The 18,445-nt window shown below is 72.8% G+C and carries 13 protein-coding genes; 8 read left to right on the top strand and 5 right to left on the bottom strand.

The annotated features are described in order from the left end of the window. Positions 1-21: 21 nt before the first annotated feature. Together trpS and F4556_RS21785 are read left to right on the top strand one after the other, a co-directional pair. Positions 22-1,059 (top strand): tryptophan--tRNA ligase, encoded by a 1,038-nt coding sequence (gene trpS / locus F4556_RS21780; protein ID WP_184918690.1) that lies wholly within the window; start codon positions 22-24, stop codon positions 1,057-1,059. Next, positions 1,059-1,619, top strand: coding sequence for a 2'-5' RNA ligase family protein (locus F4556_RS21785; RefSeq protein WP_184918692.1), 561 nt, complete (start codon positions 1,059-1,061; stop codon positions 1,617-1,619). Before trpS ends, F4556_RS21785 begins: the two co-directional genes overlap by 1 nt. On the opposite strand, the gene F4556_RS21790 is transcribed toward F4556_RS21785, so the two are convergent. The 4 genes from F4556_RS21790 to F4556_RS21805 form a co-directional block, all read right to left on the bottom strand. Further along, entirely contained in the window at positions 1,598-3,076 is a 1,479-nt protein-coding gene (locus tag F4556_RS21790) for a hypothetical protein (protein ID WP_184918694.1), read from the bottom strand. The genes F4556_RS21785 and F4556_RS21790 overlap by 22 nt on opposite strands. A gap of 1 nt (position 3,077) precedes the next feature. Then, positions 3,078-5,591 (bottom strand): CDP-glycerol glycerophosphotransferase family protein, encoded by a 2,514-nt coding sequence (locus F4556_RS21795; protein ID WP_184918696.1) that lies wholly within the window; start codon positions 5,589-5,591, stop codon positions 3,078-3,080. A gap of 148 nt (positions 5,592-5,739) precedes the next feature. After that, positions 5,740-9,288 carry a bifunctional glycosyltransferase/CDP-glycerol:glycerophosphate glycerophosphotransferase gene (locus F4556_RS21800; protein ID WP_184918698.1) on the bottom strand — a complete coding sequence of 1,183 codons (3,549 nt, stop codon included), beginning with the start codon at positions 9,286-9,288 and terminating at the stop codon, positions 5,740-5,742. A 120-nt stretch (positions 9,289-9,408) separates the two neighbouring features. Then, positions 9,409-10,044, bottom strand: a complete 636-nt coding sequence (locus F4556_RS21805; RefSeq protein WP_184918700.1) for a class I SAM-dependent methyltransferase — start codon at positions 10,042-10,044, stop codon at positions 9,409-9,411. A gap of 181 nt (positions 10,045-10,225) precedes the next feature. On the opposite strand from F4556_RS21805, the gene F4556_RS21810 reads away from it, so the two are divergent. The 4 genes from F4556_RS21810 to F4556_RS21825 all read left to right on the top strand — a co-directional run bounded on the left by F4556_RS21810 (position 10,226) and on the right by F4556_RS21825 (position 15,262). Further along, the gene (locus tag F4556_RS21810) at positions 10,226-11,233 is read left to right on the top strand and encodes a glycosyltransferase family 2 protein (protein ID WP_184918703.1); all 1,008 of its coding nucleotides are present in this window, start codon (positions 10,226-10,228) and stop codon (positions 11,231-11,233) included. A 139-nt stretch (positions 11,234-11,372) separates the two neighbouring features. Further along, a complete protein-coding gene (locus tag F4556_RS21815; RefSeq protein WP_184918705.1) occupies positions 11,373-13,121 on the top strand; it encodes a GumC domain-containing protein in 1,749 nt (582 codons plus the stop codon). A 134-nt stretch (positions 13,122-13,255) separates the two neighbouring features. Next, on the top strand, positions 13,256-14,227 hold the full coding sequence (locus F4556_RS21820; protein ID WP_184918707.1) for a class I SAM-dependent methyltransferase: 972 nt from the start codon (positions 13,256-13,258) through the stop codon (positions 14,225-14,227). Between the two features lie 90 nt (positions 14,228-14,317). After that, a complete protein-coding gene (locus F4556_RS21825; RefSeq protein WP_184918709.1) occupies positions 14,318-15,262 on the top strand; it encodes a YihY/virulence factor BrkB family protein in 945 nt (314 codons plus the stop codon). A 7-nt stretch (positions 15,263-15,269) separates the two neighbouring features. On the opposite strand, the gene F4556_RS21830 is transcribed toward F4556_RS21825, so the two are convergent. Next, complete coding sequence (locus F4556_RS21830; protein WP_376775733.1) at positions 15,270-16,418, bottom strand: D-alanyl-D-alanine carboxypeptidase family protein; 1,149 nt, start codon at positions 16,416-16,418, stop codon at positions 15,270-15,272. Between the two features lie 138 nt (positions 16,419-16,556). On the opposite strand from F4556_RS21830, the gene F4556_RS21835 reads away from it, so the two are divergent. Then, complete coding sequence (locus F4556_RS21835; RefSeq protein ID WP_184918711.1) at positions 16,557-16,802, top strand: SCO4848 family membrane protein; 246 nt, start codon at positions 16,557-16,559, stop codon at positions 16,800-16,802. Positions 16,803-16,894: 92 nt separating this feature from the next. Continuing rightward, positions 16,895-18,424, top strand: a complete 1,530-nt coding sequence (locus F4556_RS21840; protein ID WP_184918713.1) for a hypothetical protein — start codon at positions 16,895-16,897, stop codon at positions 18,422-18,424. Positions 18,425-18,445: the final 21 nt, after the last annotated feature.

Genomic DNA, 18,445 nt, shown 5'->3' on the forward strand with positions numbered 1-18,445 from the left:
GAAGCTGGAACAATGGCGCCCATGGTCAACGCAGCGATCACCGGTCCGACGCCGGACCGTCCCCGGGTCCTCTCCGGCATCCAGCCCACCTCGGGCTCCTTCCACCTCGGGAACTACCTCGGCGCGGTGCGCCAGTGGGTGGACCTGCAGGAGGCCAACGACGCCTTCTACATGGTGGTCGACCTGCACGCGATCACCGTCGAGCAGGACCCGGCCACCCTCCGGGAGAACACCCGGATCTCCGCCGCCCAGCTGCTCGGCGCGGGCCTGGACCCCGAGCGCTGCACCCTCTTCATCCAGTCGCACGTACCCGAGCACGCCCAGCTCGGCTGGATCATGAACTGCCTCACCGGCTTCGGCGAGGCCGCCCGGATGACCCAGTTCAAGGACAAGTCCGCGAAGCAGGGCAGCGACCGCACCTCGGTCGGCCTGTTCACCTACCCGATCCTGCAGATCGCCGACATCCTGCTCTACCAGGCCGACGCCGTCCCGGTCGGCGAGGACCAGCGCCAGCACCTGGAGCTCACCCGCGACCTCGCGGAGCGCTTCAACACCCGCTACGCGCCCACCTTCACCGTCCCGAAGCCGTACATCCTCAAGGAGACGGCCAAGATCCTGGACCTGCAGGACCCGACCGCCAAGATGAGCAAGTCGGCCTCCTCGCCCAAGGGCCTGGTGAACCTGCTGGACGAGCCCAAGGTCAGCGCCAAGAAGTTCAAGAGCGCCGTCACCGACACCGGCACCGTGGTCTCCTACGACGAGGAGAACAAGGCCGGCGTCTCCAACCTGCTGCGGATCCACTCCGCGCTCAGCGGCCAGTCGGTCGAGCAGCTGGTCGAGCACTTCGACGGCAAGATGTACGGCGCGCTGAAGACCGAGCTGGCCGAGCTGTTCACCGACTGGGTCGGCCCGTTCCAGCAGCGCACCCAGGCCTACCTGGACGACCCGGCCGAGCTGGACCGGGTGCTCGGCCTGGGCGCGGAGAAGGCCCGTTCGGTCGCCTCCGAGACGCTGGCCACCGTGTACGACCGCATCGGCTTCCTGCCCCCCAAGCGCTGATGTCGACCGCCGTGCCCGCCCCCGTCGGTGACGGCCTCCCCGAGGCCGTCACCATCGGCGTGTCCATACACGTCCCGGAGCCGTACGGTTCCGCGATCCAGGACGCCCGGGCCGGGCACGGCGACCCGCTGGCCCGCTCGATACCGACCCACGTCACGCTGCTGCCGCCGACCGAGATCCCGGTCGGCCGGCTCGCCGAGGTGGAGACCCACCTGCGGGAGGTGGCGGCCGGGCACACCCCGTTCCCGATGCTGCTGCAGGGCAGCGGCACCTTCCGGCCGGTCTCGCCGGTGGTCTTCGTCCGAGTCGAGGAGGGCGCCCAGGAGTGCCGGGCGCTGGAGGCCGCCGTCCGCTCGGGGCCGCTGGCCCGCGAGCTGGCCTTCCCGTACCACCCGCACGTCACGGTCGCGCACGGCCTCTCCGAGGCGGCGCTGGACCGGGCGCACACCGAGGCCCGCGGCTTCCACGCGGTCTTCCCGGTGCCCGGCTTCGTGCTCTCCCGGTTCGGCGCGGACGAGGTCTGGCGCCCCTGGCGGAGCTACGCCTTCGGCGCGCTCTGACGCCGGGTCAGGGATCGACGGGCCGTCAGCAGCGTCAGGCAGAACGGCGCGACGAACAGCGGCCCGACCATGTAGCGGTACAGCGGCGCCGGGTTGGCCGCCAGCACCGTCAGCTGAAAGCCGATCAGCACCCCGGCCAGCAGGTGGGCCGACCGCATCCGGCGGCCGCGGGCGAACAGCAGGACGGCGGCGTAGCCCAGGTAGCACCAGGTGGCGCCCCGGAACAGCAGCCAGTCCAGCTGCGGTGTCCTGGCCAGGTGGTACCAGAACCGGGCGCCTGCTTGCAGCAGTTGGGAGCGGGGACGGCTGTACAGGGCGAACCGGGCCGGGTGCTCGGCCAGCGGGGTGCCGGGCGCGGCCAGCCCGTACAGGTCCGCCGGGGTCGGGCCTGGGCGGCCGACCCACGTGAAGGCCTGCTGGGCGACCGGGCCGGGGAACGGCGCCCAGGCGATGTGACCGCGGCAGATCCGGGCGCCCGCCACCAGGTCGGGGCGCTCGGTCAGCAGGCGCTGCCAGATGTCGATCAGCCGGGCGTTGAGCCGGTCGGCGGCCGCGCGGTCGAACGCGCTCGTGAAGAGCTGGTCCGAGACCCAGCAGTTGGCGCCCGCCCTGGCCCACTCGCCGACCGGGGCGACCTGGGCCAGGAGGGCGAGGTCGGCTGCGGTGAGGACGGTCGGCTGGGCCGCGTACGCCACCGCGATGTCGTGGTAGTGCAGGCTGTGCACCGAGCTGACCCGGGGCGGCACGATGCCGGCCGCCGGGTACAGCACCAGCTGGCAGAGCAGCGAGAAGCCGACGGCCGCGGCGGTCAGCAGGGCGAGTACGGCCCGGCGCCCGGCCAGCCCCAGGGTCAGCGCCAGGCCCGCCACCAGGGCCACCCCGAGGCCGTTGTTGCGGAACAGGCCGAGGCCGGTCAGGGCGGCGGCCAGCACCAGCCAGTCGGCCCTGGCCGCCGTCCGGGCGAGCAGCCGGGCCGAGGCCGCGAAGACCAGCAGCGCGCAGAGCGTGAACGGGACGTCCTTCCAGAGGAAGACCACGAACGCGCCGGTGGGCGGGGCGATCGCGAGCAGCACCGCCACCGTGCCCGACCGGCGGCCCCGGACCCCGAGCCCGCGCAGCGCCACGCAGGTGTAGGCCAGCGCACCGGCCGTCGCCACGGTCTGGGCCAGCGTCAGGGCCGCGATCCGGCCGGGGGTCCGCAGGGCCAGCCAGACCAGCGCGTCATAGGCGACCGAGTGGTCCGAGGACCAGACCGCGGAGACCGCGGTGGTGACGTAGGCGGCCGAGTCGTAGCTGGTCAGGGCGGGGTAGCAGGCGGCCCACCAGAGCAGCAGCACCAGCTCCGTACCGGCGAACACCGTGACCGGCAGCCGGAGTTCGGGCGGTAGGCGGCGGGCCCGGCCGGTGAGCTGGGTGGCCGGGCGGCGCGGGGGAGCGAGGGTCGGTGCGGTCGGCATCTCAGCCGCCCAGTTCGAGCAGGCGGTCCACCACCCGGGCGGCGGCCCGGCCGTCGTCCAGGTGGCAGTGGGTGGCCCGGAACCTGCGGTAGGCGTCCGTGTGCCGGTCGGTGAGCGTGCTGCCGGTGGTCAACGAGCGCAGTGCGCCGATCAGTTCGGCGGAGTCGGCCAGCAGCGGCCCGGGTGCCTCGCGTTCGAAGTCGAAGTAGAAGCCGCGCAGGGCGTCCCGGTAGTACTCCAGGTCGTAGGTGAAGAACAGGATCGGCCGCCCGGTGATGGCGAAGTCGAACATGATCGAGGAGTAGTCGGTGACCAACACGTCGGCGGCCAGCAGGAGTTCCTGCACATCGGGGTAGTCGCCGACGTCCAGGACGAAGCCGTCGCCGTCGCCCGGCAGCGGCTCGGCCACGTGCGCGTGCGGGCGGACCAGCAGGACGTGGTCCGCGCCGAGCGCGGCCCGGGCGGCGGTCAGGTCCAGCCGGAGGTCGAGCCGGTAGCCGTCGCCGTTGGCCCGCTGCTGGTCCTCCCGCCAGGTGGGGGCGTACAGCACGATCCGCTTCCCGTCCGGGATGCCGAGCCGGCGGCGGATTGCCGAGGCGTCGGCCCGGCGCGCCAGCAGGTCGTTCCTGGGGTAGCCGGACTCCAGGATCTCGCCGGGGTAGCGGAACGCGCGGCGCAGGATCGGGGTGGCGAAGGCGCTGGGGGAGAGCAACAGGCTCCACTGCGGGACCTCGCGGTCCAGCGCGGCCAGGTAACCGGCCCTGGCCAGCAGGGGGTTGGCGACGTCGTGGGCGATCCGTTTCAGCAGTGAGCCGTGCCAGGTCTGCAGCACCACCTGGCCGGGCCTGCGGTCGAGGAAGGCCGGCAGGTGGGTGTTGCCGACCAGGTAGCGCGAGGTGGCCAGCGCCTCGTACCAGTCGGGGCTGTGGCTGCGGATCGGCCGGACCCCGGCCGGGACCACCGCCTGGGCGTCGTCCACCACCCAGAGGTGCTCCAACGGGAGCTCCCGCCGGGCGAGTTCGGCGTGCACGGCGCGCGGTGAGTCGGCGTAGCCGCGCCCGCCGAACACGTCGTAGAGCACGGCGGGGCGGAGCGGGCGGCGCCGGGCGGCGGGGTAGTCGACGGTGCGCAGCCGCCGCTGGGCGTAGCGGCTGCGCTCGGCGGGTGCCAGGACGGGCGTGGAGTCCAGGATCAGGGTGTTGTGCCAGCGGCTCTGCAGGACGGCCTGCTTGGCGCCCCCGGCGACCACCCCTTCGGTGGCGCCGAGCCCTACCGCGCACGGGAGTTGGGCCAGGGCCCGCTGGCTGAGCAGCAGTGGCTGTTCGGCCTCGGCCCGCCCGGCCGGGCGCAGCCGCAGTTCCCAGACGCCGCGCCGGAGCGGGCGCCGGCTGAGGTCGGGAGCGGTGGCGCTGGTGGGGACGGTCAGTTCGGCCGGGACGCCGCGCTCGACCTCGACCGGGCGGCGGATCTCGCGGGTGCCGTTGCAGTGCCGGAGGACCAGTTCCAACGGTCCGTCACCGGGCAGCACGGCGTGCGTGGTGAGCCGGAAGCCGTCCCGCTCGGGGGCGATCCGGTCGACCAGGACGGCGCCGGGCTGGACGCAGAACTGCGGGTAGCCGTCCGCGAGTTGACGGACCAGCAGGGCGTCGCCCGCCGGTCGGGCGAGCACCGTCCCGCCGGGCCAGGGGCGCTCGTCCAGCACCGGCCGTTCGGTGGAGCCGTCCGGCCGGAGCAGTTCGCCGAACCAGTACGCGGTGGCCTCCCCGGCGGCGCCGAACGCCTCGAACGGCAGCCGGACGGTGAAGTCCCGGCCGGTGGCGGCGACCGGGTGCCGGCTCTCGGCGCCGGCCCAGCGCTGCCACAGCCGGAACACCGTGCCGGGCGGCAGGTCGTGGGCCCAGCCGGTGAGTTCGAGGCCGCCGTCCACCGGGCGCAGGCCGGTGAGCCGGCTCCACACCCGGTGCACCTTGAGCCGCAGGCGCTGGTCGGTGAAGTACGGCAGCACCCGGACGTTCTGTTCCACCCAGTGCGCGGGCGGGTACTCGCCCGAGCCGCACCAGTACGGCCGGAGCGGGCCGTGTTCGCGCCGTACGCCGGTCAGCCGGAGGGTGCGCAGCAGTCCGGCCCTGACCTCCCACTCGGCGTCCGGCCAGCCGCCGTCGGTCCGCAGCCGTTCGGGGTCGACCGTGACGGTGAAGGCGGCCCAGTCGTGGTTGTGGTCGCTCTGCGCGCTGTCCTCGGTGACCTCGGGCAGCCGGAGCGGCCGGGTGCGGAACCGGATCGGCCGGTGGCCGGGCCTGGCGAGTTCCAGCACGGTGAAGGAGCTGCGGACCTTGCCGCTGTCCCGGTCGTCCCGGCGGGCGAAGCCGGTCAGTTCCAGCCGGCCGTCGGTCCACCGGGCGGAGCGCAGCCCGAGCGCCGGTGCGGCGGCCGGTGCGGCGGTGGCGGCGCCGACGGCCGCCGGCGCGGCCGTTCGGGGGGACGGCAGGACGAGGCGGGAGCGGGTCGTGGACATCGTGAGCGTCATGACATACCCGGTGGACCCGCAGGTCAACCGGTATGCCGAGGCTGCCCCCGAGGACGACCCGATCGGGGACACCATGCTCGAACCGGCGTCCGGAGCACCCGGACGCCGGTTCGACGGCGGTCAGTCGAGACGACGGTCAGCCGAGCAGTGCGTCGACCACCCGGGCCGAGGCCTGGCCGTCGTCCAGGTCGCAGTACTTCTGCCGGAACGCCGCGTACTTGTCGGCGTGCTCCGCCGCCACCGCGTCGACCCGGCCGAGCGCCTCGACCAGCTCGGCCGAGGTCTCCAGCAGCGGGCCGGGGGCGTCCGCCTCGAAGTCGAGGCTGAAGCCGCGCAGGTTGTCCCGGTAGTGCTCCAGGTCGTACGTGAAGAACAGGATCGGCTTGCCGGTGTTCGCGAAGTCGAAGGTGGCCGACGAGTAGTCGGTCACCAGCACGTCGGCGACCAGCAGCAGGTCGGCCATGTCGGGGTAGGTGCCGACGTCCCAGACGTAACCGTTGCCCGCGCTCGGGACCTGACCGCACATCACCTCGTGCGCCCGGACCAGCAGCACCTGGTCCTCGCCCAGCGCGGCCTGGGCCGCCGCCAGGTCGATCCGCAGGTCGAGCTGGTAGCCGCCCTGCGGACGGCGCCGGTCCTCCCGGAAGGTCGGCGCGTACAGCACCACCTTCTTGCCCTCGGGCAGGCCGAGCCGCTCGCGGACCTGCTCGGCGGTCTTCTCCCGGTCGGGGGCGAGCAGCACGTCGTTGCGCGGGTAGCCGGACTCCAGGATCTGCCCCTGGTACTTGAAGGCCCGCCGCAGCACCCCGGTGGAGAAGGTGTTGCCGGAGACCAGCAGGCTCCACTGGGCGACCTCGCGGTCGAGCGTCTTGAGGTACTCCGAGTCGGTGAACCAGACCTTCTCGAAGTCGTGGCCGATCCGCTTCAGCGGGGTGCCGTGCCAGGTCTGCAGGACCACCTGGCCGGGCCGGCGGACGAAGAAGTCGGGCAGATGGGTGCTGGTCACCACGTACTTGGCGGTGGCCAGGTGCTCGTACCACTCGGGGCTCCACTGCCGGACCGGCTCGGCGCTCTGCGGCAGGTCGGCCTGCATGTCGTCGCTGGTCCAGACGTGCCGCAGCGCGGTGCCCCGGCGGACCAGCTCCTCGTGCACGGCCCGCGGCGAGCCCGCGTACTGGCCGCCCAGCGCGACGTTGTAGAGCACCGTGTCGGTCAGCGGCGCGCGCTGGGCCTCGGCGAAGCCGTTACGGAGCCGGCGCTGGCGGTAGCCGCTGCGCTCCTCCGGCAGCAGGTCGGAGTGCGACTCCAGCGAGAGGCTGTCGTACGTGCGGCGCTCCAGCACCACCCGGCGGCCGCGGGCCTCGACCTCCAGCGGCAGCTCGCCGTGGCTGGTGGAGGCCAGCAGCGCGCTCGGCCAGAGGCTGCCGGGCTCGGCGCCGACCGGGCGGAACTCCACGTCCCAGGTGCCGCGGTGCAGCGGGACCTGCCCGGCGAACGAGGCGGTCGGCACGGCGGGGAGCGCGGCGCGGAACCGGCCGTCGGTGATCTCGACCGGGTAGCGGTGCTCCTCCTCCCGCCAGTTGTGCCGGATCACCAGCTCGTAGTGGTGGCTCCCGGGCAGCGGGAAGCTGCCGCTGAGCAGGAAGCCCTCGGTGTCCTTGGCCCGGACGATGTCGTCCACCACCGGCTGCAGCACCTGGTCGGTGAACTGCAGGTACCCGCTCGGCGAGGGCTTGGAGAACAGCGCCCGAGTGCCGTTCAGGATCGGCAGGTTGAGCTGCTCGGGGGCCCGGCGGTCGTCTATCACCACCGGCACCGTGGTGCCGTCGGCGAGCAGCAGCTCGGTGGCCCAGCGGTCCCGCAGCCGCTCCTCGGCGGCCGGGTCCAGCGCGTCCCAGGCCTCCCGGACGGCGGTCAGCTCGGCGATCGGGAAGCTCGCGCTGAACGGCACGTCGCGGCCGACCGGGGTGCCGAGCTCGACCGGGTACAGCAGCTCGCGGTCGGACTCGGTGTGCAGCAGGCGCAGCTGGACCCCGGCCAGGTCGGTGCCGGAGCGGGCCTGCCCGGTGAAGGTGATCTCGCCACCCTGCTCACCGACCGTCAGGGCCCGCACCCGGACCCGCTCGACCCGCAGGTAGACGTGGTTGTTCTTGAGCCAGGGCACGATCCGGACGTCGTCCTCGACCCACTGCACCGGCGGGTACTCGGCGGTGTCGCTCCAGCCGCCGGAGATCCGGCCCTTGTAGACGCCGCCCTTGCCGATGCCGGCGATCAGCACCCGCCAGGAGCCGTCCCGCCACTGGCCCCGGTGCTTGAGCCGCTTGGGGTCGATGACGGCGGAGAAGCCCGCCCAGTCGCAGTTGTACAGGTCGTGCGGCGAGGAGGCGGTGGCCTCCGGGCTGTACATCGCCTTGGTCTGCACGGCCAGCACCCGGCGGCCCTTGGCCTCCCGGAGCACCAGCACCTTGACCATGTCGTGCCGGTTCTCGGCGCCCAGGTGCTCGGGGAAGGCGTGCCCGGTGATCTTGAGCTTGCCGTCCTCCCAGGCCGAGTCGTACAGCCGGCTGCGCATCACCAGCGCGTTGTCCAGCCGCAGCACGTCGGCGGGCACGCTCTTCCGGCCGCCGCGCAGGAACGGGTAGTCGGCGTACGGACGGAGCAGGCCGCGGGCCGGGGCGGCGCCGTTGCTGTCCTTCTCGAACTCCATCTGGTCGACGAACTCGGACATCCGGTTCTGCAGCGTCAGGTGGTACTTGAGCCGCAGCGGCGCGCGCAGCTTGCGGACCTGCTCGGGGCCGATCGCCCGGAGCAGCCGGCTGACGTTCACCTGGTAGGCGTCCCGGTAGTCCTGGTCGCCCTCCAGGACGGACCAGAAGAACATCGGGATCTCCTCGACGAGGTTGTTCTCGTCGTAGGAGCGCAGGTACTCCTTGAACTCCGGCTCGGGGCGGGCCAGCAGCCAGGCCCGGACCAGCTCCATCGACTTGACCCGGTCGATCAACCCCTTGGGGTTGGTGCGCATCTGAGTGATCGACATCTCGCCGACCTCGCGCTCGCGCCAGTGGTAGATCGGCTCGGAGAGCACGTCCACGCTCTTCGCCAGGTAGTGGTGCGGCACGCTGACCGGGGCGTCCTCGTACAGGATGCCCTCGGGGTACAGCACGCCCGCGGCGTCGAAGAACGAGCGGCGGTAGACCTTGTTCCACGCCGTCCGGTCGGTGACCAGGCTGGGCAGCTCGGTGACGTGGGTCTTCAGCCGGGTCTCGGCGAACGGCTTGCGGTGTCCGCCGGACGGGTAGTACCCGACCGCCCGGAAGCGCAGCACGTTGCCGGTGACGAAGTCCGAGCCGGTCTCCTCCAGCGTGCCGATCATCAGCTCGTAGGCGCTGGGCGGCAGGGTGTCGTCGCTGTCGACGAAGTTCAGGAACTCGGAGTCGGGCGAGATGTGCCGGTAGCCGGTGTTGCGGGCCGCACCGAGGCCCTTGTTCACCTGCTTGACCAGGCGGAAGCGCGGGTCCTTGGCGGCATAGGCCTCGGCGATCGCCGCGCTGCCGTCCTTGGAACCGTCGTCGACCATCACACACTCAAGGTCACCGAACGTCTGGGCGGCGATCGAGTCCAGGCACTCCTCGAGGTAGCGCTCGACGTTGTAGATCGGGACGACGACGGAGAGACGGGGGGCCATCGGCTGCGCGGGCCTTTCATCGGGGACGTGCGACCAGCTGTGCCCGGTCATTGCCGACCGGGCACAGGTCTCCCGCGATCCTACCGTCCGGCCCGCCCTCTCCTGCGGCGCCGCAACCCGTCAGGGGACGATGCCGACCAGGATGTACTCGTTGTACTTGAAGACCTTTCCGGCCGCCTCGGGCAGCGGGAAGGAGTAGCTGCGCTCGATCTGCAGCCCGGCCTGCTCGGCGTACTCGCGCAGCGCGGCGAAGTCGACGAACCGCACGTGGGTGGGGTCCGAGCGGTAGCCGGCGGGCTGAGGGGTGATCAGAACGACCTTGCCGCCGGAGCGGATGCTCGGCAGGTAGCTCTTCAGCAGGGCCTGGCAGGTCTCCAGGTCCAGGTGCTCCAGCACGTGGGCGACCAGCATGCTGTCGAAGGCACCGGGCCGGCTGAGCTCCGGGTCGGCCTCGAACTCGGCCGCCGTGTACGCCTCCAGGCCGCGCGCCCGGGCGGTCGCCACCGAGGTCTCGTTGTGGTCCACGCCGACGCTGCCGGGCTCGCAGTTCTGCAGGTTGCGGCCGACGCCGCAGCCGATGTCCAGGGTCCGGCCGAGCTGGAGCCGCTTGAGGTTCCAGCGGTACGGCGCCTGAGTGGGCAGCAGCCGCTTGATGCCGGACTGCTCCAGGGTTACCAGCCGCTCCGTGTAGGAGGCGTCGGCGGTCGCACCGCCGGTCGGCGAACCGGGCGTCTGCGGGTCGCGGGCTTCGGGCATAGCAGGGCCTCTCCAGGCTCTCCGGGGGTACGGCTTGGTGAGAGGAGACTAGAGGTACAGGGGGGCATCGCGCTTCCCCCTGGTGTCACCCGATCGTACGACGGGTGCCCCGGTCGCGTCGGCGCGGTGGGTGGCCGGGATGGGACAAGGGTGGTCGGGCGCGCCCTAGAATAAGCCGCAAATGCCCCGCTTCAGTGTGATCGTTCCGGTGTACCAGGTCGAGGAGTACCTGGCCGAGTGCCTCGACTCGGTGCTCACCCAGTCCTGTCCGGACCTCGAGCTGATCGCGGTTGACGACCGCTCGCCCGACGGCTGCGGCGCCCTGCTGGACGAGGCCGCCCGCCGCGACCAGCGGCTCCGGGTGCTCCACCTCCCCGCCAACGTCGGCCTCGGCCGGGCCAGGAACGCCGGGCTGGAGGTCGCCACCGGCGACTACGTGATCTTCCTGGACAGCGACGACACGCTGACCCCCGGCCTGCTCCAGGCGGTCGAGGACCGGCTGAAGTCCACCGCCGACCCGGATCTGCTGGTCTACGACTACGCCCGCGCGTACTGGGACGGCCGGGTGGTCCGCTCCGCCTCCGCCCCGGTCTTCGCCCGCCCCGGCCCCGAGGTCTTCGACCTGGACCTGCGCCCCGACCTGCTCGACCTGCTGATGGTGGTCTGGAACAAGGCCTACCGCCGGGACTACCTCGCCGAGCAGGGCCTGACCTTCCCGGCCGGGTACTACGAGGACACCCCGTGGACCTTCCCGGCGCTGCTGGCCGCCGGGCGGATCACCCTGCTCGACCTGGTCGGCGTGCACTACCGCCAGCGGCGCGAGGGCGGCAACATCCTGGCCACCGCGACCCGCAGGCACTTCGACGTCTTCGACCAGTACGACCGGGTCTTCGCCTTCCTGGACGCCCGTCCCGACCTGGCCCGCTGGCGCCCGGTGGTCTACGGCCGGATGCTGCACCACCTCGACACGGTGGTCTCCAAGCCCGGCCGGATCCCGCCCGGCGACCGCCGCGAGTACTTCCGCCGGGCCGCCGAGCACTGCGCCCGGCTGCGCCCGGCCGACTACCGGCCGGCCCCCGGCGCGGAGGGCCTGCGCACCGAACTGCTCAGCCACGGGCGCTATCTGACGTACCAGGGGATCCGCGCGCTGGCCCGTGGCCGGACCGTCGCCGGGCGGCTGGTCCGCTAGCTCTTCCGGTGGCTTCCTCTTTCGAAGGAACCGGAGTGACCCGGCCGGGTGAGGGGTCGTTACGCCGGTTGCAGTACCGGAGGACTGCCCGGTGCCGCCGGGTGGGGTTCCGGTCCGACCCCACCGGAAGCGAAACACCATGCCGGACACCGCCCTCGGGACAGCCGCGCTGCCCACCCAGGCCACCCCGGTCGATCCGCTGCCACCGCAGCGGCCGTCGCCCGCCCGCCCGTACCGCCTGCTCCTGATCGCCGCCGAGGCCGCCGTCGCGCTGGGCGTCGGAATCGGTTTCATGCTCTGGGCCCGCAACATCCACGTGAACCCGATGATCCGGATCGGCCAGGTCAGCGGCCTCGGCCGGCTCCAGTTCCGGGCCGCGCTGGTCGCGCTGCCGGTGCTCGGCGTGCTGCTGTACGCCGCCCACCGGTGGGACTCGGACCGCTTCCGGCTGCTGCTGCGGTTCGGCTGCGCCGCGCTGGCCGGTCTGGGCACCGGCATCGTCGCGGGCGGCATCGCGGTCGCCCTGCGCGGCACGCCCTGGGGGCTCGGCGGCCAGGACGGCGACCCCGGCACACTGCAGGGGTACGCGATGTCCTTGCTGCGCGGCGAAGGTCTGCCCGACCTCTACCCGCCGGGCTTCATCATGCTGCTGGCCGGCTGGACCAAGTTCCTCCGGCACGACCACGTCGGCTTCGCCCTGAAGGACCTTCAGCTGCTGTTCGGCGCCGTCTTCGGACCGTTCTGCTACCTGGCCTGGCGCAGCCTGCTCCGGCCGGCCTGGGCACTCGCGGTGGCACTGCCCGCCGCGATCCTGTTCCTCGACCCGATCCGCCCGTACAGCCACCTGGTGATGGTGATGCTGCTCCCGCTGGTCGGCCGGCTGCTGACCGAGCTGACCCGGGCGGCCGGACGGCCGGTCCGCGCGCTGCTGCTGCGCGGGGCCGGGCTCGGCGCGCTGTTCGGCACGCTGTACCTGCTGTACTCGGGCTGGTTCGTCTGGTCCACCCCCGGCGTGCTGGTGGCGGTGCTCGCGCTCACCCCCTGGCGACGCGGCCGGGCGGCGCTCGGCCGGGCCGCCGTGCTGCTCGGCGCCACCGCGCTGGCCACCGTCGCGGTGGCCTGGCCCTCGCTCTACCGGATGGCCACCAACGGCACCGCCACGGTGGACCGTTACGCCTACTTCGACGTCTACGTGGACCCGGCGTACGTGGTCGGCTGGCGCTCCGACCGGCCGGGACTGGCCGACTGGGCCTCCTGGCCGCCGCCCGGCGACCTGGCAGGACAGAGCGGCTTCACCCTGGTGCTGCTGGCCGGGGTGGCGCTGGCGCTGGCGCTCGGGCTGCGCCGTCCGGCGGTGGTGGCCGCGCTGGCCTGCCTGGTCAGCGCCTGGGTGCTGAGGTTCTGGTTCGCCGGGCACATGCAGCGCGACCAGGCGGTGATGCTGTACCCCAGGACCACCTGGCTGATCCTGTACACGCTGTTCACCCTGCTGGTGCTCTCGGTGCTGCTGTCCGCCGAGGGCGTCGGGTCGCTGTGGCGGCGGCTGACGGCGGACCGGCCGGTCCGGCTGCCCCGCTACCTCGGGCGGCGGCTGACGGCGGGTTCGCTCTGCGGGCTGGCCCTGTTCGCGGCGATGGCCGGGTCCTGGGCGGCCAACCGCTACCTGCCGACCGACCCGGAGCGGCACAGCATGGGCACCGATGCCTGGCGCGCGCACACCCTGCAACGGGCCGACGGCAGCTGCCCGTTGTACGCGCCGATGGGTAACTGCGGGGCGCCGCACGGGTACTGGCGGCCGAAGGACAGCCTGGACGTGACCATCTGGTGCGGCAACGTCGCGTGGACCAACTGGACGGCCTACTGCGGCGGTCGGCCCCCGGCCGGGTGACGCCGGGCGGGTGACGCCGGTCAACCGCCCGTACCGAAGCTCACCCGGTACGGGCGGTCACCCGGACGGCGCCGGGTCGTTTCTCCGGTTGGGCCGTCCGTGGCGGTCGGCCGTGCAGCTGTGAGGAGTACCCGATGACCGGAAGCACCGCGACCACCGAGAACGCCGGAATCGCCGAACCGGCGGTGCTGAGCGACGTGCGGGGCTGGTTCTGGGATCTGGACCGGCATGCCTTCGAGTGGTTCCTGAGGAGCCAGCAGCAGGCGAGGGTCGGCGGGGACCTGTTGGAACTGGGCGCCTACCTGGGCCGCAGCGCGATCGTGATGGGCAATCACCTCCAGCCCGGCGAGAAGTTCACGGTCTGCGACCTGTTCGACTCGGAGGCCATGGAGGAGGAGAACTCGGCCGAGATGGCGCGGTCGTACCGCAAGACCCTCACCCGGGAGGCCTTCGAGGTGAACTACCTCGCCTTCCACGACCGGCTCCCCGAGCTGGTCCAGGCCCCCACCTCGGTGCTGGCCGACGGCCGGATCCCGGCGGGCAGCTGCCGCTTCGCGCACGTGGACGCCTCGCACGTGTACGAGCACGTGGCCGGGGACATCAAGGTGGCCCGGGCCGCGCTGGCCGAGGACGGCGTGCTGGTGCTGGACGACTACCGCTCCGCGCACACCCCGGGCGTGGCGGCCGCCACCTGGGAGGCGGTGTTCACCCTCGGGCTGAAGCCGATCGTGCTGACGGACTGCAAGTTCTACGGCACCTGGGGCGACCCGGAGCCCGCCCAGGAGCTGCTGCTGGCCGCTTCCGGCGGCGCCCCCGGCTGCTGGGTGCACCCCGAGACCATCGCCGGCCGCCAGGTGCTCCGGATGGGCGGTACCCCGGAGAAGATCGCCGACTTCCCGGTCTCCCGGCACCACGACCGGCTGGTGAAGGAGGCCGCCGCCCGGGCCCAGCGCGAGGGCACTGTCCGCGCCGCCGAGCTGCTGGCCGTCCGCCGCGCCGCGGCCGCCGCCGCCCGCCGTCCGGTCGCGGTGGCCAAGCGGATGGCCGCCGACCTGCTCCCGCCGGTGGTCACCTCGGCCGTCCGCCGGGCCCGCCGCTCGAAGTGAGGCACCGTCAGCCGGAGCGTTGAGTACCCGGCTCGCGCTCCGGCCGGTATACAGGACCGGACGCTCCGGACCCCGACCGGCAAGGTGACCGTGGAATTCCTGACCAAACTCCCGGTGATCGGCCCGCTCGCCGCCCGGGTCCTCCGCAGCAGGCCCTGGCTGGTGTACGCCCACTTCACCGAGGTCCAGGGCAACCGGCTGGCCGGGGCGGTCACCTTCTTCGCCTTCCTGGCCCTCTTCCCGCTGCTCACGGTGGCGCTGGCGATCGCGGTGGCCACCCTCTCGGACAGCCGGGTGGACAAGATCCAGCAGGACATCGCCGACCAGCTGCCCGGCCTCTCCGACTCGCTCGACCTGCCCTCGCTGGTCGCCAACGCGGGCACGGTCGGGCTGATCAGCGGCGTCCTGCTGCTGATCTCCGGCCTCGGCTGGGTGGCGACCATGCGCGGCTCGGTCCGGGAGATGTGGGAACTGCCCGTCGACGAGGGCAACCCGGTGATCGGCAAGCTCTGGGACTGCGCGGTGCTGCTCGGCCTCGGCCTGGTCTCGGCGGTCTCGCTGGGCGCCTCGGCGCTGGCCACCAGGCTGGCCCGGCAGGCCGCCGAGTGGCTCGGAGTCGGCGGTGTGGGCTGGCTGTTGAGCCTGGTCGGGTTCCTGATCGCGGTCGCCGCCGACCTGGTGCTGTTCGCCTACCTGCTCGGCCCGTTCCCCCGGATCACCGAGGAGCAGCGCCGCCGCGCCCTGCTCCAGGGAGCCCTGATCGGCGCGGTCGGCTTCGAGCTGCTCAAGCTGCTGCTCTCCTCCTACCTCGGCTCGGTCGCGGGAAAGAGCCTGTACGGCGCCTTCGGCGTGCCGGTCGCGCTGCTGCTCTGGATCAACTTCGTCTGCCGGCTGCTGCTGTTCTGCGCCTCCTGGACCGCGCTGGCCGACCCGGTCGCAGCCCGGGCCAGGACCAGGGCGCGGGCCGAGGAGATGCTGGAGAGCGCGGCGGAGCCGACGGCCGACGGGGGTGGCGCCTCGCCCGTGGCCCGCTGACGCCGGGTCAGCGGGTCGGCCGCCGCCTGACCCAGTGCACGGCGCCGACCACGGCGGCCGCGCAGAGCCCGGCGGCCAGCCAGCCGGGCCAGCCGACCCCACCGGCCGCGGGCGCGGGTGGTGCCGCCTGATCCTGCTGCTCCACCGGTACGGCCTGTGGCGGCTCGGTGGGGCCGGCGGGGGTGGGCGGCAGGTCAGCCAGCCGGCCGACCGGGGTGACCTTCCCGGCCGCGGCGAAGCCCCAGTCCAGCAGGGCCGCCGTCTCGTCGTAGACCTGCTGGTACCCGGCCGGGCGCATCACCGTGACCAGCAGCGTGCGGCCGCCCCGTTCGGCCGCGCCGGTGAAGGTGGCCCCGGCGTTGGTGGTGTAGCCGTTCTTCACCCCGATCAGGCCCTGGTACTTGCCGAGCAGCCGGTCGGTGTTGGCGATGCCGAAGCTGCCGCGCTGCCCGGTGGTCTTGTCGACCAGGCCGGGGAACTGCGCGTCCCGGGTGGCGCAGTAGACGCGGAAGTCCGGGTTGCGCAGGCCGGACCGGGCGAACAGCGTCAGGTCGTACGCCGAGGAGAGCTGCCCGTCCGTGTCGTACCCGTCCGGGGTCACCACCTTGGTGTCCAGCGCCCCCAAGGCCTGGGCCCTGGCCTGCATCTGAGCCACCGTCTGGGCGATCCCGCCGTTCATGTGGGCCAGCACCCGGACCGCGTCGTTGCCCGAGCTGAGGAACACCCCGCGCCACAGGTCGTCCACCCGGTAGTCCAGGTTCTCCTTGATCCCGACCATGCTGCTGCCGTGCCCCATCCCGGCCAGCTCGGCGTCGGTCACCCGGTGCACGGTGTTCTTGTCGAGCCGGGGCAGCACGGTGTCGGCGAACAGCATCTTCAGCGTGCTCGCGGGCGGCAGTCGCAGGTGCGCGTTGTTCGCGGCCAGCACCTCGCCGCTGCCCGCGTCCGCCACCAGCCAGGACTGCCCGGTCAGGTTCACGGGCAGCGGCGGCGCACCGGCCGACGGCGCCAGCTGCACCCCCGGCTGCCCGAGCCGCTCGCCGCCCACCGCGGACGCCCCGGGCGGCGGCTCCTGCCAGAGCGCCCCGGCGGAGCAGAGCGAGACGGCCGCGGCCACCGCGGCGCACCGGTACACGAAGTGACGGAGTGTGGGCACCCACGGACCGTACCCGGGGGCCGTGCCACCGGCCCGCCGCGCCGGATTCGTCGCCCGAACGAGTACCGCCGGTTCGCCCACCCGGCCCACTCCGCATACTGGACCGGACAGCTCCGCCCCCGCCCGCTAGGACCTCCCATGAAGCTCGGCCGCCGCACCTCCTGGTTCCTCACCGCCTTCGGCGTCTGGTCGGTGATCATCTGGACCACCTTCCTGAAGAACCTCTGGAAGGACTCCGGCGGCCAGGCCTTCACCGACGGTGACCACGGCCGCCCCACCGCCTTCTTCTGGGTCCACCTGCTCCTCGCTGTCACCTCCCTGCTCCTCGGCCTGGTGGTCGGCGGCATCGGCGTCCGCAGCCTGCGCACCCTCCGCCGGAGCTAATTGCATTGCCCCCACCCGGCGGGAATGCCAGGATCCCCGCCGGGGGCGTACACGACGCACCCCCTTTTCCTCTTCAGGGGTGGGTTATCCCGATGTACTCCGCACGGCTGCTGACCTCCGCCGCCACGGTCGCGCTCGCGGCCGGTCTGCTGACCGCGCCCGCCGCGACCGCGGTCGGCGCCGCCGTCACCGACCCGCACGCCGTCCCCGCACCCGGCTTCGCCTCCACCGGAGCCCGTACGGACGCCTGCGACGACACCACGGCCCCGGGCTTCGTCCCGACCGCCGCCCCGGTCCTGACCGCCCGCACCACCGGCACCGAGGCCCGCTATGCCCTCTGGGACGAGACCACTGGCACCAAGCTCTTCGACCAGACCGTCCCCGCCCTCGACGGCCTGCTCTCCGCCACCCCCACCGGCCTGACGGACGGTCACACCTACGCCTGGCGCTACTGGCCTGCGGGCGGCGGCAAGCCCACCCCCAAGTGCCACTTCCGGGTGGACGTCACCGCACCCGCGGCCGTCGCCGTCTCCTCCACCGACTTCCCGGAGTCCGGCAGCGGCCAGACCCCGCAGAAGTACGCGGGCCAGCTCGGCAGCTTCACCTTCAAGGCCGACGGCGCCACCTGCTACCAGTACGTCCTGAACGGCACCCTGAGCGTCGGCTCGCCCTGCCAGACCCCGGCTGGCCCGGACGGCACCCTCACCGTGCAGCTCAAGCCCAAGCAGTGGGGCACCAACACCCTCACCGTCCAGGCCACGGACGACGCGGGCAACGTCGCCCAGCCGGTGAGCTACAGCTTCTATGCACCGTGGAATCCCAACCCGGCGAGCGCTCCGGGTGACGTGGACGGCGACGCCGTCGCGGACATCCTGCTGCCGGACCAGGCGGGCAACCTCCAGGTGATCAGCACGGGTGGGAACGACACCACCCCGTCCTCCGTCATCGCGGCCCAGCTCTCGCCGTCCGGGGCGAGCTGGGCGGGTACGGAGATCGTGAGCCGGGGGTACCAGAACCACGACCCGGTGAGCGATCTGCAGGTGCTGTCCCCCGGGAACGGGTATCTGTACACGTACCCGAATTTCGACCTGGGTGAGTTCCGGGGCGGGGCCGCGCTGTTCTTCGGGACCAGGCCGGCCGGGACACCCGGGATGGAGCCGGACTGGAGCCGGGCCACTCAGCTGGTCGGTCTCGGCGTGCTCGGTCAGGGGACCATCTCGTCGCTGCTCAGCGTCGAGGACGGAGACCTCTGGCTGTTCACCAACCCGAGGAACATGTACCGCTACCGGACCGCCACACAGCTGAGCACCGGCGGCGCCTGGGCCGGCTACCAGGTGATCGAGCCGGCCGTCGCCGCCGACGGTTCGCTCACCCTGCGGTCCCGCGAGCTGGCGACCGGTCAGCTCCGGGAGTACGCCGTCCCGAAGGGCGCCGACGGTACGTACGACTTCGCCGCCCTGGCCGCCCCGGCGGCGGGCACCGTGGTCGGGACCTTCCCGGTCGCCGACTACCCCACCCTGGACAGCAGTGCCGACGGCAACCTCTACGCCGTCACCGCTTCCCGGCACCTGGTCACCTTCACCGGTCTGACCCACCCGAAGGACCGCGGTCTGCTGAAGTAGAACGACTGAGGGCCCGTCCGG

The organism is Kitasatospora gansuensis (assembly GCF_014203705.1).
Classification (GTDB): domain Bacteria; phylum Actinomycetota; class Actinomycetes; order Streptomycetales; family Streptomycetaceae; genus Kitasatospora; species Kitasatospora gansuensis.